This window comes from [Phormidium] sp. LEGE 05292 (assembly GCF_015207735.1).
GTDB lineage: Bacteria > Cyanobacteriota > Cyanobacteriia > Cyanobacteriales > Aerosakkonemataceae > Floridanema.
Map to the genome: position 1 here is coordinate 1 of NZ_JADEWG010000021.1, position 23,845 is coordinate 23,845.

The following is a 23,845-nucleotide window of genomic DNA, read 5'->3' on the forward strand; positions in this document are numbered from 1 at the left end:
GTAGGGAGGTGGGGAGAGGAGTGGAAGAATAATTCTCCCCATCTCCCCATCTCCCCATCTCCTTTTTCCCCTCACTCCTTACACGCAAAGTTACCCCTCCTTCGCTGGTAAATTTAATTGCATTGCCTAGCAAGTTGATTAAAACTTGCCTCAGTTTGCCTTCATCGGTTTTTACATATAAAGGAACATTAGGGTCGCAATCAAAAATTAGCTGTAATCCTTTAGATTCTGCTTTCAGGCGCAGCATTTCTGCGAGACTTTTTACTAAGTCAGGCAAATTAAATTCATTCTGGTTTAAAGAACTTCTACCTGCTTCAATTTTGGACATTTCCAGAACATCATTAATCAAATTCAATAAATGTTCACCACTACGATTAATGATTTCTATGTATTCTTTGACAGAATTTTCTAAAGAACAGTCCTTCATCATCAGTTGAGTAAAACCCAGGATGGCATTAAGGGGCGTTCGCAGTTCGTGGCTCATGTTGGCGAGGAATTCACTTTTAGTCCGATTGGCTATTTCGGCTGCCTCCTTAGCTTTGGCAAGAGCGTGTTCTGCCCGTTGGCGTTCTTTTTCTATGCGTTTGCGATCGCTAATATCCCGCACAATTAACAATACTTCATTAGTACCAACTACAGAAATTCGTACTTCCTCAGATAAGATTTTCCCGTTAATTTCAAATTCCTGCTCAAATACTTGTAATTCATTTGTTAACAAAGCTTTTTGAATAAAATGTAGTTGACGTTCTGCTAATTCTGGTGGCAAGACTTGTGACAAATGCTTACCTATAATATCGCTACCAAATGCTGCTTTAAACTCTGGTGGCGCAACACGGTCTAGATAGTAACCCTCTCTATTTACCCGAATTAATAAGTCAGGAATTGCCTCTAACAATGCTCGATTATGCGCTTCACTGTGTCGCAAAGTTTCCTCAATTTCCTTGCGTGTAGTAATGTCCCGTGCCACGATAATTACGGAGTCTTCCGAGAGGGGAGAAATCCGGGCAGATAACCACATATCACGCCCCCGAATCGGTAGACTATATTCTAGGTCGATCGTCTGCTGATTATTTAGACTGGCATGAATTCCGTCAAGCAAGAGATTGGCAACAGAAAATGGTAATGTTTCATGTAATGTTTTACCGATCATTTCCTCAGCTGATTTATACAAGTAAGGACTGGGTGAAGCAATTTTTAGGCATCGTCCGTTCACATCCCTAACAATGACAATATCGGTCATCGCGGAAAAGAGGATGTGTAATTCTGCTTCTGTTTGACGGGCGCTGATAAATTTTGAAATGCTTTGAGCCATTAGCTCAATAATTTCTTTTTCATGATTTTCAAATCCGTTAGGTCTTGGCTCATTAGAAAAGAAACAAAGAGTACCGTATAGTTCTCCTTTAACAAAAATAGGTGTACCAATATAAGATTCTATTTTTAACTTTTTATATAGTGGGTGCGATCGCATTTCCTGCATTTCACCAACATGAATAAAACAGATGGTTTGACGGTTTTCCACTACTTTACCGCAGTACGAATCTGACAATTTAATTGTTAAGTTGGGAACTAAGCTTTCAATTTTTGATTTGATTGCTAAAAAAGTATAGCTATCATTTTCTACTTGACCAACTGCACCCGCTGAAAAATTAAGTACTTCACATCCGGTTTGGATATAATCAGCAAGTAGTGATTCCATGCTATCAAAATTTGTCATATTTAACCGATGCAACTGTTTCAAACTATTACTAAAAGCTGTCAAGGCTTGCGATTGTTTGAATAGCTGAAGTTCCCCGGTTTTCCGTGCTGTAATATCACGATATTTCCATAGGTGTCCTTGGTAGTCTTGTTCGTAGAAAATCGGAATATAATCTCTTTCAAAGATTCGACCATCTGCTAAAAAAATATTTTCATTTACAACAACCTGTTTTTCAGCTAATATTTGTTCAACCCGCTGGACAAATCGATCGGGTTTCCTAAATAATATTTTGCTCTGTTCTGCTGCTTGGGAACAGTCAGCACCAATGAGAAACTCTGGCGAAACAGGAATGTTAAATTGGTCGCAAAATTTTTGATTAACTAGAACAATTCGTCGATTTTCATCTTCAAGCAAAACACCAGCTTGCAGATTTTCAATTAGTGTTGTTAATCGAGGGGTTGTTTTATATAAATCTTGCTCAATTCGTTTGTACTCAACAATTTTCTGTTCCAAAAATTGATTCCGCTCAATCAGTTCTTTTTGCAATTTCGCCATCTTCAATTGGTACTCAATGCGAACCAGTATTTCTTGTACTGAATATGGTTTAGTAATAAAGTCTGCTGCTCCCACAGCAAACGCAAAAACTTTATCTGTTACTTCTGATAAAGCACTGGCAAAAATTACTGGAATGTTGCAAGTTTGCTCATTAGACTTAAGTGTTTTACAGATTTCATACCCGTTTATTATTGGGGTCTTGATATCCAACAAAATTAGATCGGGTAGGAGCTTGTATGTTGTCTCTAATGCTTCTGAACCATCTGTTGCTAAACATACTTCATAGCCTTGCTCAGATAAAAGCTGGAATAATAACCGTAAGCTATCGGAACTATCATCAACAACAAGAATTTTAGGTTTTGATTTTAACTGTTCTCTACTCATTGAGATTAAACTGATTATAATAATTCTCCATACGCTTAGTTTTTTGGATTAAAAGCGTTGGATTGTTATCCTTCTCTCTTCTCTTTGATCGGGGATTAATCTTATTATGTAGTAAAAAAGTAAGAGACTTATAAACTATTTGCAAAATTAATTTATTTTCAAGACAAAGCGTAAAATATCAGTCCATTAATATTTTGATTCTAAGCAGTATATTTACGCACTATCACATAAAATTTTATACCAAAAGTAATAAGAACGGGATAAATTACGTATCCTTTTTTTATCAGCGTGGGATCAAATTAGATTGCTTTGGATTTAAAGATTCGTATTTACATCTTTACCTGAATATCTCCTTAGCCATTTCTAAAAAAACAGGGCATTATAAATATAGTGGTGCAAACTATCACCTCAAGTTATTTAAAATACATCACCTTAATTAACTCGTATTATAAAAATGAGAATTTTGTTAGTTGACGATGATGAATTACTGGTGCAAATGCTGGCAAAGAATCTAACAGAACAGCATTATGCAGTGGATATTGCTACGGATGGAGAGAAAGGTTGGGATTTTGCCCAAGCTGTTGTTTATGACTTAATTGTGTTAGATATAAATCTGCCAAAATTAGATGGAATTCGCCTGTGCCAAAGGCTACGTCAAAACGGTTATAAGGAACCAATTTTGTTACTCACAGCTAAAGGAGGAAATATAGATAAAGTTATCGGTTTAGATGCTGGAGCCGATGATTATGTTGTTAAGCCTTGCAGTGTTGAGGAACTGAGTGCGAGAATGCGAGCGTTGCTTCGTCGCCAACATTCATCAAGTACGCCTTTGTTGGAATGGGGAAGTTTGTGTTTAAATCCCAGTACTTGCCAGGTGACTTTCCAAGGAGAGGAAGTATCTCTTTCGGCAAAGGAGTATTCGTTGCTGGAACTGTTTCTCCGTAATCCGCAACGGGTGTTTAGCAGTAGTTTGATTTTGGAGCATTTGTGGAGTTTTGAAGATACTCCTGGTGAGGAAACAGTTAGAACTCATATTAAAAGATTACGACGTAAGCTCAAATTGGCGGGTATCCAAGAAATAATTGATACGGTGTACGGAATGGGCTACCGCCTGAAACCTCTAACTGATGAAGATTTGAAGGATGCAGCAGTCAGCCAAAAATCCGCGAAAAATGTGCCAATTAGCACTTCGGCGGTGATGGCTAATCAGGCAAGAAAGGCGGCGATCGCTCTTTGGGAGCAGTTCAGAGAGCCGTCTTTAGAAAGGTTAGCAGTGCTCGATCGAACTGTTTTAGCACTGCAATCTGGTAATTTGTCTCAAGAGTTACATAATGAAGCAAAAAATGCGGCACACAAACTCGCTGGTTCTTTGGGAATGTTTGGCTTTCTTAAAGGTTCAGATTTAAGTCGGGAAATTGAACATTGGTTGCAAAATACTAACCAGATAACAGAATTTGCGGTGTTCAAGTCCTTGGTGATTAGGCTACATCAGGAACTTGATCCTGCTTCTAATTTATTGGACGATCTAGACCCAGATTTGCTTTTTGATCTCTTAGAGGTAAAGAAAAATCAGGTAGAGAAAAGTTCCTTACCTTCATGGATAACTAATAACGAAAAATGTTGCCAATTGCTAAATACGAAGATTGTGGTGCTGGCTGTAGATGATGATTCTGCGGTGCTAGAAACCCTTAACCTGTTTCTTCCTAAATGGGGAATTTATCTCAATATTTTGAATGATTCCCGTCAGGTAATGGAGTTGTTAGAAACGAATACTCCTGATTTGCTGATTTTGGATGTAGAAATGCCTGGTATCAATGGAATTGAAATATGTGAAATGATTCGGCGCGATCGAACTTGGGATGGGCTACCGATTTTGTTTTTGTCTGCTTGTAGAGATGCAGAAACGATTCATCAGCTTTACGGTGCTGGGGCTGATGATTATCTTGCCAAGCCTTTTACGGAAGCAGAAGTAGTGACACGCATCTTTAATCGATTAGAACGTAATCGTCTTTTAAGAATGTTGGGAAACTCTGAGGAAAACAGAATTTAGAGCAATATTAATATGAGAAGATATAGATAGTTGAAAAACATAACAAGTTCAAACAATTGGTGTGTATGGCAACTAAAAATGTTTTGATTATTGATGATGAAAGTGATATCCGCGAAATTGCGAAAATGAGTTTGCAGTTAACTAGAAGTTGGAATGTAGAAGGGGCGGGATCTGGTAAGGAAGGATTGGCGATCGCGATCGACAAACAACCCGATGTGATTTTGCTCGATATTATTATGCCAGAAATGGATGGGTTAACAACCCTGAAACTTCTAAAGGAAAATCCGTTTACTCAGCAGATTCCAGTGATCTTGCTAACTGCTACAGTGAAAGTTGCTACTAAGCAGCAATATGCACTACTAGGAGCCAAGGCGGTGATGATTAAGCCTTTTGATCCGGGTATATTGGCAGATCAAATTGAAACGGCGGTGGGATGGAAAATTATTAACTAATCTTTAGATTTTAGATTTTAGAATGCTTTTGCTCTGCCTTTTACTTGCCATTATGCAAGGCTGGAGAGAAAAGAAGCATTAATAGGAATGTTTGCTGGTTTTGTTTTGTTCTCTTCCAGATACTTTTGGACAACTTGCAGAACTTTAGTTTTTTCGGGGGGTTTTGCTAAAAATTCGGAAGCACCTACCATCCTTGCTCGAATTCGATCGATCATAGTATCCTGTCCAGTTAAAATTATGATTGGTGTATCCTGAAATACTGAAGTTTTGCGGAGAAAGGTACAGAGTTCATAGCCATTTGTATGGGGCATAATTAAATCAAGAAAAATTAGATCGGGTTTATTGTCCAATAATGTCACAAATCCTTCTAATGGGTTAAGAATAGATAGTACTTCATAGCCTACAGGTTGTAAAATTTGTTTAAGTGTTTGACAAATAATCGGAGAATCATCAATGCAAGCAATTAAGCTTTTCTTGTTGGAGGTGAATGAGAATTTACGTTCCGCGATCGCTGGATAAGGAAATGGTAAGTCAGAAATTTCTTTTAATTCAATAATCCCTTGGCGAATCAGGGGTAAGAGCGATCGAATTACTGTATACAGTGGTCGATTCATTGTTAATGCTACATCCCATAAAGTTCTTTTCCCCTGCATTAATTTAGTCAGGTTAGCATTAACGCTGGAAGAAGTTTTCGCTGCCAATAGAGTAGGATCTTTAATAATTGGAGCTAGATCGGGGGAGAATTGAGGTACAAATTCTTGCAGATGTCCTAATCCCGCAGAACGCCACTCTTGGCGAAGTTTTTGGGCTTCTTGAATGATTTGCTCGACAGAAAGAAATGCTGTTTGTTGGGCGATCGGTTGACTAGGTTGCCAGCTAATTTCTAAACTTTTTTGTTCCACAAAACCAAAGACTACTTCTTGAATAATGCTTTGTACTACAGCTTTGGCTTGAACTGTGGTAATTTGCCCTTGTTGAATTGCCTGATTTAATATATCAGCTTGCCATAGTTTACTTGTAGGTTTTACCTTAGTTAACCAACCAGATTTATAGCTATCAGGGCAGTGATGGCGAAATACACGATACCATTGTCTTACAGGATGAACACCTCCAGTGGCAAACACAAGTCGTCCTAAATAGAAGTAAAGCTGCCATTGGGATGCTGATTGATTACTGGTAATAACTAATTCACCTGTTGCTCTTTGCTGCTGCAATTTCTGCAAATCATGGATAATTTTAGTGCTTACGGTTATCTCTGTAGACATGGTTCCTTATTTGGCGATTTAAACTGAATTGAACAAAAAATAACAACTTTTAGTTGCTGACGGTTTATTAGTTGTAGAAGTTAACAGTTCCAACGGTAGAATTGATTCTCCTAGTAGTAGATGATAAATAATTTACAGACAAGGGGCTCAAGCCCCTTAATCCGTAAATAGTAGATGCACCCTTAGAGCTGAGAATTTATGACAATTCTCTAGCTCATGTCTTAAATATAAAATATGAAACGTGAAAATCTTGTGACAGTTTATCTGTCAGGCTGCTTTGCAGCTATTTTGACAAACAGGAATCTCGATCGCAAATTCTGTACCCTTTCCTACTTCTGAGGAATAGTAGAGTTTACCATTATGCTTTTCTACAATAATTTGATAACTTATTGATAATCCTAAGCCTGTACCTTTACCGACTGGTTTGGTGGTAAAAAATGGATCGAATAACTTTGATTGTACTTCCTGGCTGATTCCTAAACCATTATCTACAATCCGAATTCTAATCCAGTAATAGTTAATTGATTCTGTGGTAATTACAATAGTGGGTGTGAACTGAGATAAAGACTTTTTCTGTTGAATTTTTAATATTTCCATCTTTTCTTCTAAGGCATCAATGCTATTATTAATAATATTCAGTAATACCTGATTTAGTTGCCCTGGATAGCATTCTATTTGCGGAATATGGCTGTAGTTTTTAACAATTTTTATCTGCGATCGCTCTGAGTTAGTTTGCAATCGATGCTCTAAAATCATTAATGTGCTATCTATTCCTTGATGGAGATCGGCTTCTTTAAATTCAGCTTCGTCTAGACGGGAAAAAATTCTGAGCGATCGCACAATTTCCCCAATCCTTTCTATGCCAACTTTCATAGAAGATAAAACCTTGGGTAAATCTTCAGCTAAAAAATCTAAATCAATCTCTTCTATTCCCGCTTGAAATTCCTGTGTCGGGATGGGATAAACTCGCTGGTAAAGTTGCAAAATATTCCACAAATCTCGAAAGTATTGATTAACATGAGTAATGTTACCATAAATAAAATTAACTGGGTTATTAATTTCATGAGCAACTCCAGCCACCATCTGTCCCAAACTTGACATTTTTTCATTTTGAATCATCTGAGATTGAGTTAGCTTCAGTTCTTGTAAAGTAGTTTCTAATTCCTTTGCTTGTTGTCTGAGAAGTATTTCACTTTGCTTTAATGCCTGTTCTGCGAGTTGTCGATCGCGTGCTTCAATTGCTAGGGCAAATAATTCTGCGATCGAACGCAGAAAGTTTTCGTCTTCAGCACTCCAGAGGCGACAAACTGCAACTTTTTCAACACAGAGTACACCAACGGTTTTTCCTTTTAAACGTATTGGTACATCCAACATAGAGCGAATATTTAATGGAGTTAAGTAAGTCTGAGAAAATTCTGAGGTGCGAGGATCGTGGTGAGCATCATAGGCAGAGATTAAATCTTCTGTATCGATCGCTTTAAAATAAGCCGGATAATCAGCAAGATTTAGTTTAGCTCCTGCACTATGTCCTTGAGAAATTGGTTCAAACAAATTTAGACAAACCAGATAATTATCGTGAGAATCATATAGCCACACACTCGCCCGTTCTACATTCAAAAGATGAGCAATGATTAGCGTAATTTCTTGAGCAAATTCCTGTAAATTACCGTCAATAATTGCTCGATGTTTAGCCAGATTACTTAACAGTATATTTTGTTTACGAAGGAGTTCGGCTCGTTCATTTAATACCATTTCTATCTGTTGCTGTTGGTGAAAGATAGTGTCAAATGTGTCTGCGAGAAATTTGATTTCACTGTTAGGTAAGTGAGTAGGTAAAGAGAATTTCTTGGTTTTATTACTTATAAGTACTGCTTTATTTAAGCGATCGAGCGGTTTGAGAACAATTTTTCGCACCACAAACCCCATAATACCGATAATCAGCAAAAACCCTGTTCCCATAGTTGCAGTAGACTGCCAAAAAATCTGTTGGGCTTTTTGTTGCTCGATTTCCCTATCAATCACTACTAGGACTAATCCATGCTGTTTGGAGATGTTAAATAATTCACTTTGAAATGGTGAGAGATAGACAATCACGGGTTTATTGTGCATTCTCATGAAGTGATGCGCTTCTACCCCTGTCTGCATGATTTGTTGTATGATGCTGATTAATTCGGGATGGGTCGATTTATATGATTGAGACTGTTCCTCAGAATTGGTATGAGCTAATGTATTTCCATTGGGATCGATAATCAAAACTTCTACAACTTCCGGGAAAGTAGCATACTTTTGCACAATTTGTTTTAAGGCGCGTATATTCCCAGTTTCTAGGAGTCCTTTGTTAGCGAAATCTATCGATCGGGCAATAGCTTCTGCTCGCTCTTGCACTTCATGTTCTAGGTTAGATGCCACTGAAAGATAGTTGAGCGATAGTGTTGTCAATCCTACTGTAGTCAGTGAAATCGCAAAACCTGCAAGTAATTGAGAAAATAAACTGCTTTTATGTGAGTGGCGTTTGGATTTCATAGTTTTTTGGGAACGAAGATAATTAGCCTTCTTACAAGGTAAAAGAGAAATGTGGCAAGCCTGTGAAAGGTTTCAATACTGCTCGCTTAAGTGCCTCTCTTGTATTTATGGTGATAAGTAAACCTGATTCGTTTCTAGAATGCTTGATTTACGAGAAATCCCAGTCCCTAAAACCAAGTGTTTCACCATAAGTACAAAAGAGTCGAAAAGCTTCGTGTCACGTAGTTGACACATTTGAAACGTACTATGAAATTCAGGAAGTCAACTTAGTAATAGAAAAATGTTGTCTCAAGCCTCATTTTTTTCATCGCTAAAAGACTTGATAAGACTTAAACTTTATCTCGATTAGGAAATATGACAAATGAACGTTAATCAAGATAATTCTGATTTACGACTTACCGAACAGTTGGCTAATTTTTCATCGCTGGTTAGTCACGAACTGCGAACACCACTGACTTCAATTCGAGCAGTATTAGGGCTTTTGAATAATGGATATCTCGGTTCGCTGTCTGAAGATGGTTTACGATTGTTGGATATAGCGATTCATAATACAGACCGCTTAGTGCGGTTAGCAAATGCGATCGATCGCGAATCTTCTGTGGCAATGGCTATTTTATCTGATGCAGATATCGAGCAATTACAGCTAGAAAATGACCTGCATTCGGCATTGAAAAATCAGGAGTTTCGACTTTATTATCAACCAATTGTTTCGCTCGAAACTAACAAAATCATTGGCTTTGAAGCACTTTCTCGCTGGCAACATCCTGTTAAAGGTTTGATCTCTCCTACAAAATTTATTCCCTTAGCCGAAAAAACCGGATTAATCCACAAACTCGGACTTTGGAGTATTGAGCAAGCTTGCTATCAGTTGCACAAATGGCAGCAGCAATTTCCTAACGATCCTCCACTCACCATGAGTGTTAATTTTTCCACTTTACAGCTAATTCAGCCTAATTTAGTAGAGAAGATTCAAAGCATTCTTCAGACGGTTGATATTGCACCAGATAGCTTGAAATTAGAAATAACAGAAAGTTCTTTAATTGAGAATCTGCAAGAAGCGATCGCCATTTTTAATCAGCTTCAAGCATTAGGTGTTCAGTTCTATGTAGATGACTTCGGTACGGGTTATTCGGCACTGGGACGTTTAAAAGACCTGCCGATCGATGCTTTAAAGATCGATCGCTCTTTTGTACTTGAAAAGAAATGGGATATTAGTGAAACTATTTTAATTTTAGCTAAGAAATTAGGCTTGGACGTGATTGCCGAAGGAGTAGAAACCTTGGAAGATTTAGCCTTTATTAAAGCATTGGGTTGCCAAAAAATGCAGGGATATTTCTTCTCAAAACCCGTAGAACAAGAGATAGCCAGTATGTTAATTTATCAGTCTTTGAAAGGAGATGAAAATTGTGATTTTCCCATTACAACTGCTATCTAGATGGGTTCTTACGCAGATTTAGTGAAAGGGGGTCAAAGGCATCTTGCAGGGAACTCTACTGAGGCTGGAGTAGATCTAGCAAAGCTGTTATCAGGGGCAAAGTACACTAATTGACGAAACTTTTGACTAAATCTCCTGAACCTTAATTTAGGAAATTAGCAGTTATCTAGAAAATTTTCTGAGGTTTCTTTCGGAAATCAAATGTATTCTTGAGTATGTACAATCAGAACTAATCAATTATTGATATTTATCTCACAAAAGGAAAACTTTATGAATATTTTCAAGTGGTAGGCAAATTATCAACTATTATGCTATTATATAGAAATAGTTATATGATTCCTAAGTAGGAAGGCGCAAACTAACAGAAGTCTGTAACGGAAAGTAAATTTGGCGGAAACCCTCTTCCCTTCTGCCTTGTCGAAGACGATAATTTTTCCGGCCTACCTACTTAACTCCAAGATTTTTTGACAGTTTTAGATGGCGGTGAGACTAATCGCATCTGCCTGTGAGGGTAAAGAAGTATGTAGCCCTATTTAGCAGGAAGCCCATATCCGTGAGGTGGGAACTCTGGTGCTTTTCTGAGTTTTAGGTACTCAGCAGCCGCAGAGAATGTCACAGTTAAAAACCTAGAACTCATTTGTTGTTTTTAATGATTTATCCCCCAGTCGAAAGAGCAGAAACAGCTCTTTTGACTGGGGGATTCTATTTTTTAGCTCAAGATGAAGCCGTAGTTGGCTATTTTGATGAAGGGCTAAAACTCTCCGTTCCAAAAATACTAATAAACAGATACCGACGGAATTGACGTAGCTGTTGGTTTTGCTCCTGAGCATTAGTCATCCGTCGTTCAATTGTAACTGTTAAAATTAAGTATCCGTGAATAAACCACTCTTGCTCGTGCATTGTTTGAGAGCAAAAGTAGTTAAATGAAACTTCTGCTTTTTTTGTTCCCCGCTCGTGTAACACGGCATCTTCCGAATCGAGGAAAGCTTTAAAAAGCAGAAGTTTATCCAGCATTTAAATGTCCTAAATTCCCAATCGGTTGATTGTAGAATTATCTATAGTCTTATGCAGGCATTGCAGCTGATTGAGTTAAACCAACAGCTTCAGCATACTTCAAATAAGTTTCCACAGAAGCAATTACCACACGAGCTTCGATCGCTAACAATTCAATACCAACCAGCGATACACGAGCCCATGCGTCAATAACAATACCTTTGTCTAAAATGCGATCGATAACTTCGGCTAAGCTAGAAGAAGAATTGGTTTTTTCGACAGCCATTGTTTTATACCTTTACTCATTGTTGTTTTTGTTGTTATCGGTGCCTTGCGTTGGCCTGGGCTTCCGACAATATGAATTTATCAATTTTTTTTGGGCTTGTAAAGAGGTTATAGCGTTTTTTATCAATAACAAATGTAAACTAAAACACTGTAATCGTGCTAGTATTTCTGTTACAGAATTTGATTTTCTCCGTACTATTAGTGACATGAAGTAAATTTATTTTTACGTATTTATTGATACATTGCTTATCCATTTGACATTGATCAACTAATCTAGGATGGCTATTTATACAAGATTTTGGGCGAATAACCCAACCACATCTAAATGATTTATGAACAACACGCCTACCTATTGAAATTAGTAAAATTAAATTTTAATGATTAGTAAAAAACTAAATATGCTCAAAAACTAAGTCTCTTCTTCTCTAGGAAATTTAGCATTTGAAAAAAACCGGATGATTCTTAGCCAAGACTTTCTGGAGCCAATCTCTGTTTTTTCATTTTTTACTATCTCTGACTGAGATTGGCGGTTGATTGAAGCTGATTTTTTACTACTAATATTGGCAAATGACAGCAGCGCATAGTCACTTGAAAACACATTTTGTTTATATTTGAAATAGAATCCTTCTTCATCCGGTATCAGGCTTTTCACGGAAGTTTTGTCGGAAATATCTCTCAGTACTTACAGCACCAGTCCAGTCACAGAGGTTGACAAAAATTACAATGGATGCTTGTTATCTATTAATCGAGCCTTAAGGAGCACGCACAGCTCCTGCCAACAGTTTGTCAACCGTTTACAAGCTTCTAAACTAAACCGTGTAGGTTGCCCCTGATGACAGATATGTGATATCAACGCCATAATGATAATTCTCAGGACTTACGCATTGATACTAAATATGGTGGAATAGTGCGGTGCGTTACGTTAGCACTAACGCACCCTACGGATAGAGGCTCTTGCAGATTGTCAGGCATAATAATAATTCTGCAAGATATCTGTTTATACATTCTTAAAACGAATGACTCTAATTCTCACGAACGATGACGGCATCGATGCCCCTGGCATTCAAGCATTACGAAAAGCAGTCAACGGCAAAGGAATAATTGTTGCTCCAAAAGAACATTTATCAGGTTGTGGGCATCAAGTTACCACCACTCGCCCGATAAATGTTTTGCGCCGTTCGGAAACAGAATTTGCCATTGGTGGCACTCCCGCTGACTGTACAAGAATTGCTTTAAGTCACCTTGTTCCTAATACTAAATGGGTGCTTTCAGGGATTAATGCTGGGGGCAATTTAGGGGTTGATGTTTATATTTCGGGGACTGTCGCTGCTGTTAGGGAAGCAGCAATTCTCGGAATTCCGGGAATTGCGGTTTCTCACTATCGCAAAGGGAAGCTAAATGTTGATTGGGATACGGCGGCGAGATGGACGGCGAATGTATTAGCTGATTTGTTCGATCGACCTTTGGAACCTGGGAGTTTTTGGAATGTAAATTTACCGCATTTATTACCGGGAGAACCTGACCCAGAAGTTGTATTTTGTGAGCCTTGTAAAGGTCGTTTACCTGTTAATTATCGGATTGAAAATGATGATTTTTATTATCATGGGAAATATGCCGATCGCGACCGCACTCCCAACAGCGATGTCGATGTCTGCTTCTCTGGTAAAATCGCCGTCACTCAACTAAGGTTGTAAAATAACTAAAGTTTGTTGAAAAAGCAAAGTCAATCAGAAGTAAAATCAGATAGTTGACAATTGGGAACGAGACAAAATGCGAATCTTAATTATGGGTGGGACTCGGTTTATCGGAGTTTATTTAACGAAAATTTTGGTGGAACAAGGTCACGAAGTTGTATTATTTAATCGAGGCAATAAACCCGCACCAGTAGAAGGTATAGCAGAAATTAATGGCGATCGCACTAATGCTGACATAATCAAAGAAAAGTTAGCTGATGAAAAGTTTGATGCCATCTTTGACAACAACGGACGCGAACTTAGCGATACTCAAGTTTTAGCTGATATTTTTCACGGCAAAGTTAAACATTTTGTCTATATGAGTTCGGCGGGAGTTTATCTCAAAACCGATCAATTACCTCATATTGAAGGAGATGCGATCGATCCGAAAAGTCGCCACAAAGGAAAGTTTGAAACCGAAGCTTATCTGCAAGAAAAAGGATTACCTTTTACCTCCATTCGTCCCACTTATATTTATGGCCCTCAGAATTATAATGATGTAGAAGCATGGTTTTTCGATCGCATAGTGCGCGATCGACCCATCCCGATTCCCGGTAACGGATTACACATTACCCAACTCGGTCATTGTCAGGATTTAGCAAATGCAATGGCAGCAGTTTTAGGCAATGAAAAAGCGATCGGACAAGTGTACAATATCTCCGGTGAACGTTACGTTACCTTTGACGGATTAGCCCGTGCTTGTGCAATTGCTGCCGGAAAATCACCCGATTCTTTGCAAATTGTCCATTACGACCCAAAAAAATTCGACTTTGGCAAACGTAAAGGTTTCCCATTACGACTTCAGCACTTTTTCGCCTCAATTAATAAAGCAATGACTGAACTGAATTGGAAACCAGAATATGATTTAGTTTCTGGTTTAAAAGATTCATTTGAAAATGACTTTCTCGTCTCTGGAAGAGATAAATCGGAAATAGATTTTTCTGTAGATGATGAGATACTAAAAGCCTAAAAAAGTAGAGACGTTGTATACAACGTCTCTACTTTTTTACAGGATATAATAAAGTTGGTGACAGATACTCGATCCCCCCTAACCCCCCTTAATAAGGGGGGAATAAGAAACTGGTTTAAGTCCCATTTTTTTAAGTTTAAATCTTACTTTTTTAATTCCCCCTTAAAAAGGGGAATTTATTTTAAGTCCCCCTTGGTAAGGGGGATTTAGGGGGATCTCAGATTTAAGGAACAAAAGGGTGTGAATGATATTCTTTAATTGGAGAGTTTCTAAAACAATAAGAAAATCATGGGATTGAATATCAAACTTGGCGCTGTAGCAGCATCTATGTTGGTGGGAATAACTGCGATCGCACCTGCTACCATTGTCCTCACAACTCCCCAATCTGTAGAAGCAGCAACCGCCACAGGAAGGGGAACATTAGCAATAGTTGGTCGTCCGGTACAGACAATCAATCGCGTCACAGTAGAGACAATAGCTGATAACACTGCAAGATTGCAATTGAGAACCACTAACGGGAGTCAAATTAACTTTGGTGGAAACTGGGTAAATGGCCCGCAAAACCAGCTATTAATCACCTTAACTAACTCTGGTAACGCAGATGCTTCGGGAACTGTAATCGTCACTTTCCGCAACGGTCAAATTCAGTCTGTTGTTGGTGGTGGAAAACTAGACAATCAACCGTTCACGATGGATTTTAGACGTTAAAAACACCAACTAAAAAACTCGGTTTCTGGAGATCTTTTCCCGTGAAATGATTATAAAGGAACCGGGTTTTGCATAAATTATTAAATTTCTATGTAAAATTTTACTGAGAAAATTCATTGCCACTTGGATTTGGTGGCAAAACATAGATAACGCCTGAAATTAAGGTGAAAACAACAGAAATCCAAAAAGCAATTACAGAATATACTTGCCAAGTTACAGGTAAAGGTGCGATCAAAAGAGCGATCGCCAAAATTTGACTAACAGTTTTAAGCTTTCCCCAAATATTCGCCCCAGAAATTTTAGTTTGATTGACGCGCCAACCTGCGATCGCTAACTCTCTAGCCAAAATTAAAAACACACCCCAAGCAGGTATTTGACCTAATTCGATCAACGCCAATAATGGCCCTAAAACCAGCAACTTATCCACCAAAGGATCGAGAAACTTGCCCAGATCCGTCACTTGGTTAAGTTTTCTGGCTAAATAGCCATCCAGCCAGTCCGTACCAGCCGCTATAAGAAAGATTACTAAACATACCCAACGACTTGAAGTACTTGGATAATGTAAACCATAGAGTAGAAAGGGCAATCCCAAAAGACGAGACAGGGTGATCCAGGTCGGAATAGTCATATATTAGTTAATAGCAGATTCTTCGCTCTGAGTAGAACAGTGAGGAGATATAAACAGTGGAGGAGTACGAAACATGAACCGCAATAATTATAGAAAACATCCGAGCACAATATCTGTAAACACCCAAAAATCTTAAAGAAAAATAACTATGCAAAACCGTTGGGCAGATCAAAAACTGAAAACTTGTGAAGCATCATTAATCTGTTTAGAAGCAGCTTGGAAACAATATCAACAAGCTACCAGAGGTATCAAAGAAGCAATAGCAGATGGAATGCCGATCGCTTTACTAGAACAAACTTACACCTTAAATTGGGAAAAAGTTTGGCAAGCAACTCGAAATAACAAATCTTGGGGGCAAAAATCATACCAATTGTGGAAATGGTTGCACCAAGGAGAAGTAATTCAGCAACACTTAATGCAAATAGAATTACTCATGGCTGATTACCGATTACAAATACATAATTCCGGCAAAAAAGCCACTGAATTTTGGCAGGGATACGCTGAAGGCAAAGTTCTTTGTCGTACTCCTTGTGAACGATCGCCAACAATTAATGGTTCTCCCACAGCTTATCAAAAAGGAGTACTTTTGGGTTGGCGTTATGCGGTAGTCAAGCATGAAATTCAAACCAGACTTTATTGCTGTCGGAAAACTACAGCTGATTTGTTTACTTGGGGTTAAATTTTGAGTTCAAATCAACAAGGGGAAAATACAATTTCTATCTCTCATCAAAAACGCGCATACTCCTTAGATGCCTTAAGAGGATTTGCGGTTTTAACAATGGTGCTATCGGGGACAATTTCTTACCGAATTTTACCCGCTTGGATGTATCACGCCCAAGAACCCCCACCAACTCACACTTATAATCCCAATTTGCCCGGTTTAACCTGGGTTGATTTAGTTTTTCCTTTGTTTTTATTTGCTATGGGTGCATCTATTCCCTTAGCACTTTCTCGCCGGATACAGTCAGGAATTACTAACAAATTTAATGTAATTTTTTATATTCTCAAACGCGGCTTTTTTTTAGGGGCATTTGCTATATTTCTTGAGCATTTTCGACCAGGTGAAATTGCTGATAATTCAGTAGCAAACAAATGGTTAATTGCCTTAATAGGGTTCGTTATCTTATTTTTCATGTTTGTTCGCTTGCCAAATAATTGGAGGAAAATCCCCCAACCAGCAACTACAATTGCTGCTTGGATATTAGCAGTTATTATTATTTCTGGAATTCATTATACTAATGGCATAGGTTTTTCTCTTGCACGCAGCGATATTATTTTAATTGTCCTGACAAATACAGCCGTTTTTGGTTCAATAATTTGGTTATTTACCAGAAATAATTTATGGTTGCGTGTGGGATTAATAGGATTATTATTTGCCCTGCGTCTATCTTCGACAGTTGCTAAAAGCTGGACTGCTGCGTTGTGGTCATATTCTCCTGTACCTTGGTTATTTAAATTTCATTATTTATCTTATTTGTTTATCGTAATTCCCGGAACTATTGCCGGAGATTTGATTCTAAACTGGATAGGAAAAGCTGATTTAGATAAGGATTTTAATAGAAAGCATAATTATAAGTTATTAGCAATTATATTTCTGTTGTTAGCTAATATTTTAATCTTACTTATCGGTTTACAAGCTAGATGGGTATGGCAAACAACATTAGTTAGTGCAGCTATTTGCTACTTAACTGACTTTCTGTTCATTAAACCAGAAAATGAAACTGAGATTTTAATTCAAAAATTGTATTGTTGGGGCGTTTATTGGTTGGTGTTAGGTTTACTTTTTGAACCTTACCAAGGGGGAATTAAGAAAGATCCGGCTACTTACAGTTACTTCTTTTTAACTACAGGAATCGCGTTTTTTGTCTTGATTGTTTTCACGATATTAATAGATATTTTTAAATTACAAAAGCCTCTACATTTGTTAATTGAGAACGGACAAAACCCGATGATTGGTTATGTAGGATTTGCCAATTTAGTATGGCCTATTTTTATTAATTTGGGAATTGATAGTTTTGTTATTGCCAATGTAAAAACTCCTCTGCATGGGTTTTTAAAGGGTGTTTTTTATACTTTAGTTGTTGGCTATATTGTCAGTTTATTTACTAGGTTCAAACTATTTTGGCGCACATAGGAAAAATCACAAACTCAGGGCAATTTTTAACAGGGCTAAAGTAGCAAGAAAGAAGTTGCTACTTTAGCCCTGTACCAAACAAACCTTTTATTTTTTGCTCATACAAGCCTGGATAGCGGCTACAGATTTATGAACTACACACAAATTCTGGAAAATTGCGTTAAATTAAGAAATGTAAAGACTGCGATCGAAAAACAAAATTAGGAATTTATGGGATTATTCGGATTTGGCAAAAAACTTAGCTTACCTACTTCAGATCAAGCATTACCCGGACGTAAGGAAACTATGGATGTACCTGCGCGTCATTTTGTTAATGGTAATCCTCTAAAACCCCCCTTTCCAGAAGGAATGGAAAAGGCAGTATTTGGGATGGGTTGTTTTTGGGGTGCAGAACGTAAATTTTGGCAACAAGAAGGCGTATTTACTACAGCAGTTGGTTATGCAGCTGGGATAACTCCTAACCCAACTTATCAAGAAGTTTGCAGCGGAATGACGGGTCATAATGAAGTTGTTTTAGTTGTTTTTGACCCCAAAGTAATTAGTTATGAATCACTGCTCAAAGTTTTTTGGGAAAGTCACGATCCAACTCAAGGAATGCGCCAAGGTAACGATGTTGGGACTCAGTATCGTTCAGGAATTTATGTTTATTCTGCAACCCAAAAGCAAATAGCAGAAGCCTCAACAGCAGCTTATCAAAAAGCGTTGAATGCTTCGGGTTATGGAAAAATTTCCACCGAAATTATTGATGCACCAGAATTTTATTACGCTGAAGCTTATCACCAACAGTATCTTGCCAAAAATCCTAATGGGTATTGTGGTTTAGGTGGGACAAAAGTTTGTTTCCCAGAAACAACAACAGCTTAGAAGTTAAACGGGATAAAGGGTTAACTTTTCCCTTTTCCCTTTTTCTAAAGCAGTTATTGTTAAATTTTCTAATTATGGAGAAAATGGAACGAAAAAATGGCAAAATAGGTCTATGAAGATAGTTAATACTGTAAGTAATTTTAATTGTCAGAAGGACTGAAAATGAAAACTATTGGTTCGGTTTTGGCGATCGCCCTAAGCACCACCGCCTTAATTGGTAGCACAACTGCGATCGCGCAAACTCCCACTACAACAAGTCAGTTTTCCAGCGTTAGCGGTACTGTTACCTATCGGGAACGAATTGCTTTACCACCAGATGCCTTAGTGATTGTACAACTACAAGATGTATCTAAACAAGATGCGCCCGCAGTTGCGATCGGTCAACAAATTATTCCTACTCAAGGTCGCCAAGTTCCTTTTCCCTTTGAAATTGTCTATAACCGAGACACAATTAACCCAAGTCACACATATACAGTTCAAGCCCGAATTATTGTTGATAATCGAGTGCGTTTCATTAATACAACTTCTTATCCCGTGATTACTAACGGAAATCCTAACAAAGTCGAAATTGTAGTTAATTCAGTAGGAACTTCTCCCCGACCAAAAAGTGTATTTTCCAGATTTGAACCAATCAACAAATAAGGTTCTCTTGTACTTGTGGCAGAATAGGGACTGGGGATTGGGATTTTTGATAAATCAAGCATTCCCCAAATTAATCACCTTTACCGATCGCCATAAGTACGAGAGTAACTTAACTTTTTCATTGACTATTCACAGAATTAACTGCGATAAATTGCCGCAATCACTAAAGCAGCAATAAAGGGAATGAGAATTGGTATAGCTACAATCAATCCCCATTTACCAAAACGGATTTCTTCTCCTTCAGACTTGAGGAGTGCAACCCAAGCAGCCGTCCCCATAATTGCCCAAAGGACACCAAACGCCAGAAAAATTACAAAGGTTGAATCTTCCATTTCTGATTTTTTTTGTGAAACTACTACGTAAATTAGAGCGAATAATTTCATAAATATAAAGCTTGTTGCGAGCACTTTAGTGCTACAGTGCTGAAGCACTGACAATAAACAATGTTAAATATAAAGTTGGTTGTGAACACTTTAGTGTTCCAGCGCTGAAGCGCTTACAACGGACTTAAAAAATAAAAACTGGGCTTATTTAGCCCAGTTTATTTCTTGAGAGTTCAGTAAATTTTCAAACTTCATAACTTAATCTATATTCCTAGTGCCAACCAAATTACATTACAACAGAGATTTCATCAACTATTTGCAAACGTCCCCGACGCACACCATAAAGTAATCTATCTAAACTAGTTTGTTCTTCTTCAGTCAAGCAACCTTCTAGAATAGCTGCTTTTAGTCCGTAGCGATCGGCAAGTGTAATATGTCCAGAACTGGTAACGTCGGCGAATAAGTCAGAAAGGGCGGTGGGGAGGAGGTTGATTTGGTGGCACATGGCTGATGGCTGAACTCTATGCTTTTATTATGGAAACAAATTAAGCTAACCTCGGTGATTACACTGATGACAGGCTTGTGATAGTCATATATTAAGAAAAGTGATCTCGATCACAATTAGTTAATATTATTGAGTCAAATAGGTAGTGAGGTCAGAACATGAGCCCAGAAGAGTTGATGAGAATAGCTTTAGCAGAGGCCAAGCAAGGCGATGCGCCCTTTGGTGCGCTGATCGTGAAGGATGGAGAAATTGCGATCGCAGCACACAACACCGTCAAACGCGATCGAGATCCTTCCGCCCACGCCGAAATTAACGCCATTCGACTTTTAGCCAAAAAGCTCAACAGCACTTCTTTAGATGGTTATACCTTGTATACCACCTGCGAACCTTGCCCAATGTGCGCTACAGCTTGCATTTGGGCTGGCATTTCCGAAATTATCATTGGCGCTTCCATTAAAGATTTAATTGAGTTAGGCGTTCCGCAAATAGACTTAAGTTGCGAAGAAATTATTGCTAAAAGTTTTCGCAATATCAAAGTTACTAAAGGTCTACTAAAATCCGATTGCCTATCATTATTTAAATAGTCTCTTTCCCTGCTTCATTTACTAGTGAATACCCGCCACATGATAAAAACAGTAAAACTTAAATAACCAAACACAGTCAGCCAATCTAACCAGTTATCAGAAGTAATTAGCATTCGATCGTTCAAATTTTCTATTTCCTCATATATATTACTCCTAAATCAATTTCTTTCTTTGTGTTCTTTCTTCGTGTCCTAAAACGCGACAGCGTTTTAGGACACGAAGGAAAGAGAAGAAGTTTACCAAATATCATCATTTTGTAACTTCTGTTACAGAAGCTTGAAATTTTTAGTGTAAATTTCAAAAGTAGAGAAACTAAAAATTAATAGCTTCTAGGGTTCCGGTTTGGATAAAACGACGAGAAAGTATTGCCAAACGCTGGTCCGAGAGAAGCAGCTGGCAAACCTCAGTTTTATTTTTTTGGAAGGATTAGCTAGCCACACGGCGGGAGAAAAGCCCGGGAGAAAAGCACCAGTCAAAAAGATTGAAGCTTTGTTCTCCTGGGCTTTCTCTTTATTTTCAGGAGAAAAGCTAGAAAATCTAGTCGTTTTACAACTATTCAAGGTGTCCCAATGACTGAGAATCCTTCGGAAAATCCTTTATTTAATAGCCCTAACTCCAATAATGGGCATATACCCAGCCAAGCAGAACGGGCTTTAGAATGGGAGGCGCGGTTGCCGTTAACAGGTTGGCAACAGGAGGTATCGCAAGGGCTGGAATATGGATTAGAAGCAGCTGAGAGTATTCGCGATCGCACTATTCCCACTTTCTCTCGTGGCGAACTGCCCCACTACGCAGGCATCAACACCTTCATGAAAGCACCTTATTTAGAAGATGTGCGAAAAGTTGGGGAGTACGATGTGGCAATAGTTGGTGTTCCGCACGACTCAGGAACTACCTATCGTCCCGGTACTCGGTTTGGCCCACAGGGGATTCGCCGGATTTCTGCATTGTACACCCCTTACAACTTTGAGTTAGGCGTTGACTTGCGCGAACAAATTACCCTTTGCGATGTTGGCGATATTTTCACCATTCCTGCAAATAACGAAAAGTCATTTGACCAGATTTCTAAAGGTATTGCCCATATTTTCAGTTCTGGGGCATTTCCAATTATTTTAGGCGGCGACCATTCGATCGGCTTCCCCACAGTTAGAGGTATTTGTCGCCACTTGGGAGACAAAAAAGTTGGTATTATTCATTTCGATCGCCACGCCGACACCCAAGAAACCGACCTCGACGAGAGAATGCACACCTGTCCTTGGTTTCACGCCACTAACATGGTAAACGCCCCAGCGAAAAACTTAGTACAGTTGGGAATTGGCGGTTGGCAAGTTCCTCGTCAAGGCGTGAAAGTTTGCCGGGAACGCGCCACTAACATCCTCACCGTTACCGACATTGTGGAAAAAGGAATCGATGCCGCTGTTGATTTTGCCTTAGAACGCGCACTCGACGGAACTGACTGCGTTTACATCAGCTTCGATATTGATTGCATCGATGCGGGATTTGTCCCTGGTACAGGTTGGCCGGAACCAGGCGGTTTATTACCCCGTGAAGCCTTAAGTTTGCTAGGAAAAATTGTGCAAAAAGCCCCAGTGTGCGGTTTAGAAGTAGTGGAAGTTTCCCCTCCCTACGACATCAGCGACATGACTTCACTGATGGCAACTCGCGTAATTTGCGACACAATGGCACATTTAATCGTCTCCGGGCAACTACCCCGCAAACAAAAACCCGCCTACATTCACCCAGAAGCGCAACCTCAGCTTGTCGCCTGGACTTGAAGAAAGGCAGAAGGCAGAAGGCAGAAGGCAGAAGGAAAAAAGGGGAAAGGGTAGAACGACAATTTAATTCCCCACTGCCCAGTCCCTAGTCCCCAGTCCCCAATCCCTAATCCCCGAACTATGCACGAAACAGACATGACTAAGGCGTTAATTGTAACTGTGCGGAAATGGTGGTCAGAACAACCGGAAAAACCCCAAATTTCTGGCATTCATCTCACGGTTGGCAAGTTTACTTGTGTGGAACCTGTGAGTTTACAATTCGCCTTTGAAGTTCAGACTCGCAACACCTTTTTAGAAGGAGCAAAATTAGTTATTCAAGAAACTCCTTTAATTGCTTTTTGTCATCATTGCCAACAAGAATATCAGCCGGAAATTGGGATTGAATATGCTTGCCCGACTTGTCTATCGCCAATGGAAGACATTCGATCGGGCCGAGAGTTAAAAATCGATCGAGTTGAATATAGTTCTGATTCTGTGGAAACTAGTTATGCACCAAACATTTGACGCTGCTTTAGGAATTAATTTGCTCCATGCTAATCAAGAAGGGGCCGATCATAACCGGGAACATTTTGATGAGTGGGGAATTACTTGTTTTAATGTGATGAGTAGTCCCGGTGCCGGGAAAACTGCATTGCTAGAAAAGACTCTGGCTGTATTAACAAATGAATATAAAATTGCCGTGATTGAAGGCGATATGACAACAGAATTAGATGCCGATCGTCTCCGCAAATATAACGTTCCAGTAATTGCCATTAACACAGGTCGTTCCTGTCATTTGGATTCCAAAATGGTTTCCGGTGGAATTCATCGGTTAGCAAATGAATACAACCCCTCAGAATTTGATTTAGTATTAGTTGAAAACGTGGGAAATTTGGTTTGTCCTGCCGAATTTGAAGTAGGTGAACACGCCAAAGTTGCTTTATTAAGTATTACCGAAGGGGAAGATAAACCTCTGAAATATCCAGTGATGTTTCAAGAAGCAAATTGTTTGTTAATCACCAAAATGGACTTAGCGCCCCATTTAGATGTTGATGTTAATCAAATAATTGCAAATGTCCGTCAAATGAATCCCCATGTAACGATAATTCCCGTTTCCGCCAAAACAGGAGAAGGATTAAATATTTGGTTTGATTGGGTGCGTTCTCAGTTAGTTCAATCTGCAAAACAGCAATTATCAGTTGTTCATTAACTCTAATAGAAACCCGACTTCTTAAAGAAGTCGGGTTTCTGGAAATAGTGAGATTTTTTAGTCTGTAAAAATGCCAAATTTGGCGTTGCACAGGCTCAAATTGTCATGCTTCTACAAACTTTTCCGAATCTCAAATTAATTAGCTATTTTGT

Annotated in this window: 23 protein-coding genes and 1 riboswitch; of the genes, 14 read left to right on the plus strand and 9 right to left on the minus strand. The window is 38.7% G+C overall.

Annotated features, from left to right (window positions below; genetic code table 11):
* Positions 1-2,635: response regulator (locus IQ264_RS32850; protein ID WP_228061380.1), on the minus strand; the 2,635-nt coding region annotated here is incomplete at its 3' end.
* 454 nt (positions 2,636-3,089) lie between these two features.
* Here IQ264_RS32850 and IQ264_RS08500 point away from each other — a divergent pair.
* Together IQ264_RS08500 and IQ264_RS08505 are read left to right on the plus strand one after the other, a co-directional pair.
* Complete coding sequence (locus IQ264_RS08500; protein WP_193980321.1) at positions 3,090-4,685, plus strand: response regulator; 1,596 nt, start codon at positions 3,090-3,092, stop codon at positions 4,683-4,685.
* A 65-nt stretch (positions 4,686-4,750) separates the two neighbouring features.
* A complete protein-coding gene (locus tag IQ264_RS08505) occupies positions 4,751-5,137 on the plus strand; it encodes a response regulator (protein WP_193980322.1) in 387 nt (128 codons plus the stop codon).
* Between the two features lie 50 nt (positions 5,138-5,187).
* On the opposite strand, the gene IQ264_RS08510 is transcribed toward IQ264_RS08505, so the two are convergent.
* Positions 5,188-6,402 (minus strand): response regulator, encoded by a 1,215-nt coding sequence (locus IQ264_RS08510; protein ID WP_193980323.1) that lies wholly within the window; start codon positions 6,400-6,402, stop codon positions 5,188-5,190.
* A gap of 267 nt (positions 6,403-6,669) precedes the next feature.
* Complete coding sequence (locus tag IQ264_RS08515; RefSeq protein ID WP_193980324.1) at positions 6,670-8,925, minus strand: ATP-binding protein; 2,256 nt, start codon at positions 8,923-8,925, stop codon at positions 6,670-6,672.
* Positions 8,926-9,286: 361 nt separating this feature from the next.
* On the opposite strand from IQ264_RS08515, the gene IQ264_RS08520 reads away from it, so the two are divergent.
* Positions 9,287-10,360 carry a putative bifunctional diguanylate cyclase/phosphodiesterase gene (locus tag IQ264_RS08520; RefSeq protein WP_193980325.1) on the plus strand — a complete coding sequence of 358 codons (1,074 nt, stop codon included), beginning with the start codon at positions 9,287-9,289 and terminating at the stop codon, positions 10,358-10,360.
* A gap of 735 nt (positions 10,361-11,095) precedes the next feature.
* On the opposite strand, the gene IQ264_RS08525 is transcribed toward IQ264_RS08520, so the two are convergent.
* The 3 genes from IQ264_RS08525 to IQ264_RS08535 form a co-directional block, all read right to left on the minus strand.
* Positions 11,096-11,374: a hypothetical protein gene (locus tag IQ264_RS08525; RefSeq protein ID WP_193980326.1), complete on the minus strand. Its 279-nt coding sequence runs from the start codon at positions 11,372-11,374 to the stop codon at positions 11,096-11,098.
* Between the two features lie 49 nt (positions 11,375-11,423).
* Positions 11,424-11,639, minus strand: coding sequence for a gas vesicle structural protein GvpA (gene gvpA / locus IQ264_RS08530; RefSeq protein ID WP_193980327.1), 216 nt, complete (start codon positions 11,637-11,639; stop codon positions 11,424-11,426).
* 408 nt (positions 11,640-12,047) lie between these two features.
* A complete protein-coding gene (locus tag IQ264_RS08535; RefSeq protein WP_193980328.1) occupies positions 12,048-12,290 on the minus strand; it encodes a hypothetical protein in 243 nt (80 codons plus the stop codon).
* A 364-nt stretch (positions 12,291-12,654) separates the two neighbouring features.
* Between IQ264_RS08535 and surE the strand changes: the two genes are divergently transcribed.
* From surE to IQ264_RS08550, 3 genes are all read left to right on the plus strand, one after another.
* Complete coding sequence (gene surE, locus IQ264_RS08540) at positions 12,655-13,332, plus strand: 5'/3'-nucleotidase SurE (RefSeq protein WP_193980329.1); 678 nt, start codon at positions 12,655-12,657, stop codon at positions 13,330-13,332.
* Positions 13,333-13,408: 76 nt separating this feature from the next.
* Positions 13,409-14,341, plus strand: coding sequence for an NAD-dependent epimerase/dehydratase family protein (locus tag IQ264_RS08545; protein WP_193980330.1), 933 nt, complete (start codon positions 13,409-13,411; stop codon positions 14,339-14,341).
* A 288-nt stretch (positions 14,342-14,629) separates the two neighbouring features.
* On the plus strand, positions 14,630-15,049 hold the full coding sequence (locus tag IQ264_RS08550) for a hypothetical protein (protein WP_193980331.1): 420 nt from the start codon (positions 14,630-14,632) through the stop codon (positions 15,047-15,049).
* A 100-nt stretch (positions 15,050-15,149) separates the two neighbouring features.
* Here IQ264_RS08550 and pgsA read toward each other — a convergent pair whose 3' ends face one another.
* Positions 15,150-15,677 carry a CDP-diacylglycerol--glycerol-3-phosphate 3-phosphatidyltransferase gene (pgsA, locus tag IQ264_RS08555; RefSeq protein WP_193980332.1) on the minus strand — a complete coding sequence of 176 codons (528 nt, stop codon included), beginning with the start codon at positions 15,675-15,677 and terminating at the stop codon, positions 15,150-15,152.
* A 148-nt stretch (positions 15,678-15,825) separates the two neighbouring features.
* Between pgsA and IQ264_RS08560 the strand changes: the two genes are divergently transcribed.
* From IQ264_RS08560 to IQ264_RS08575, 4 genes are all read left to right on the plus strand, one after another.
* Positions 15,826-16,356, plus strand: coding sequence for a hypothetical protein (locus tag IQ264_RS08560; protein WP_193980333.1), 531 nt, complete (start codon positions 15,826-15,828; stop codon positions 16,354-16,356).
* Between the two features lie 3 nt (positions 16,357-16,359).
* On the plus strand, positions 16,360-17,811 hold the full coding sequence (locus tag IQ264_RS08565; RefSeq protein ID WP_228061381.1) for a DUF5009 domain-containing protein: 1,452 nt from the start codon (positions 16,360-16,362) through the stop codon (positions 17,809-17,811).
* Between the two features lie 210 nt (positions 17,812-18,021).
* Entirely contained in the window at positions 18,022-18,675 is a 654-nt protein-coding gene (gene msrA, locus IQ264_RS08570) for a peptide-methionine (S)-S-oxide reductase MsrA (RefSeq protein WP_193980334.1), read from the plus strand.
* A gap of 162 nt (positions 18,676-18,837) precedes the next feature.
* Positions 18,838-19,317, plus strand: a complete 480-nt coding sequence (locus IQ264_RS08575; RefSeq protein WP_193980335.1) for a YbaY family lipoprotein — start codon at positions 18,838-18,840, stop codon at positions 19,315-19,317.
* A 137-nt stretch (positions 19,318-19,454) separates the two neighbouring features.
* Here IQ264_RS08575 and IQ264_RS08580 read toward each other — a convergent pair whose 3' ends face one another.
* Together IQ264_RS08580 and IQ264_RS08585 are read right to left on the minus strand one after the other, a co-directional pair.
* Complete coding sequence (locus tag IQ264_RS08580) at positions 19,455-19,700, minus strand: hypothetical protein (protein WP_228061382.1); 246 nt, start codon at positions 19,698-19,700, stop codon at positions 19,455-19,457.
* 226 nt (positions 19,701-19,926) lie between these two features.
* Positions 19,927-20,145: a hypothetical protein gene (locus IQ264_RS08585; protein WP_193980336.1), complete on the minus strand. Its 219-nt coding sequence runs from the start codon at positions 20,143-20,145 to the stop codon at positions 19,927-19,929.
* 158 nt (positions 20,146-20,303) lie between these two features.
* Between IQ264_RS08585 and IQ264_RS08590 the strand changes: the two genes are divergently transcribed.
* The 4 genes from IQ264_RS08590 to hypB all read left to right on the plus strand — a co-directional run bounded on the left by IQ264_RS08590 (position 20,304) and on the right by hypB (position 23,693).
* The gene (locus tag IQ264_RS08590) at positions 20,304-20,729 is read left to right on the plus strand and encodes a nucleoside deaminase (RefSeq protein ID WP_193980337.1); all 426 of its coding nucleotides are present in this window, start codon (positions 20,304-20,306) and stop codon (positions 20,727-20,729) included.
* A gap of 318 nt (positions 20,730-21,047) precedes the next feature.
* A riboswitch (guanidine-I (ykkC/yxkD leader) is annotated at positions 21,048-21,192 on the plus strand.
* 106 nt (positions 21,193-21,298) lie between these two features.
* Complete coding sequence (locus IQ264_RS08595) at positions 21,299-22,504, plus strand: agmatinase family protein (protein WP_193980338.1); 1,206 nt, start codon at positions 21,299-21,301, stop codon at positions 22,502-22,504.
* A gap of 120 nt (positions 22,505-22,624) precedes the next feature.
* Positions 22,625-23,008, plus strand: coding sequence for a hydrogenase maturation nickel metallochaperone HypA (gene hypA / locus IQ264_RS08600; RefSeq protein ID WP_193980339.1), 384 nt, complete (start codon positions 22,625-22,627; stop codon positions 23,006-23,008).
* Positions 22,992-23,693 carry a hydrogenase nickel incorporation protein HypB gene (gene hypB, locus IQ264_RS08605; protein WP_193980340.1) on the plus strand — a complete coding sequence of 234 codons (702 nt, stop codon included), beginning with the start codon at positions 22,992-22,994 and terminating at the stop codon, positions 23,691-23,693. The genes hypA and hypB overlap by 17 nt, the downstream gene beginning before the upstream one ends.
* Positions 23,694-23,845: the final 152 nt, after the last annotated feature.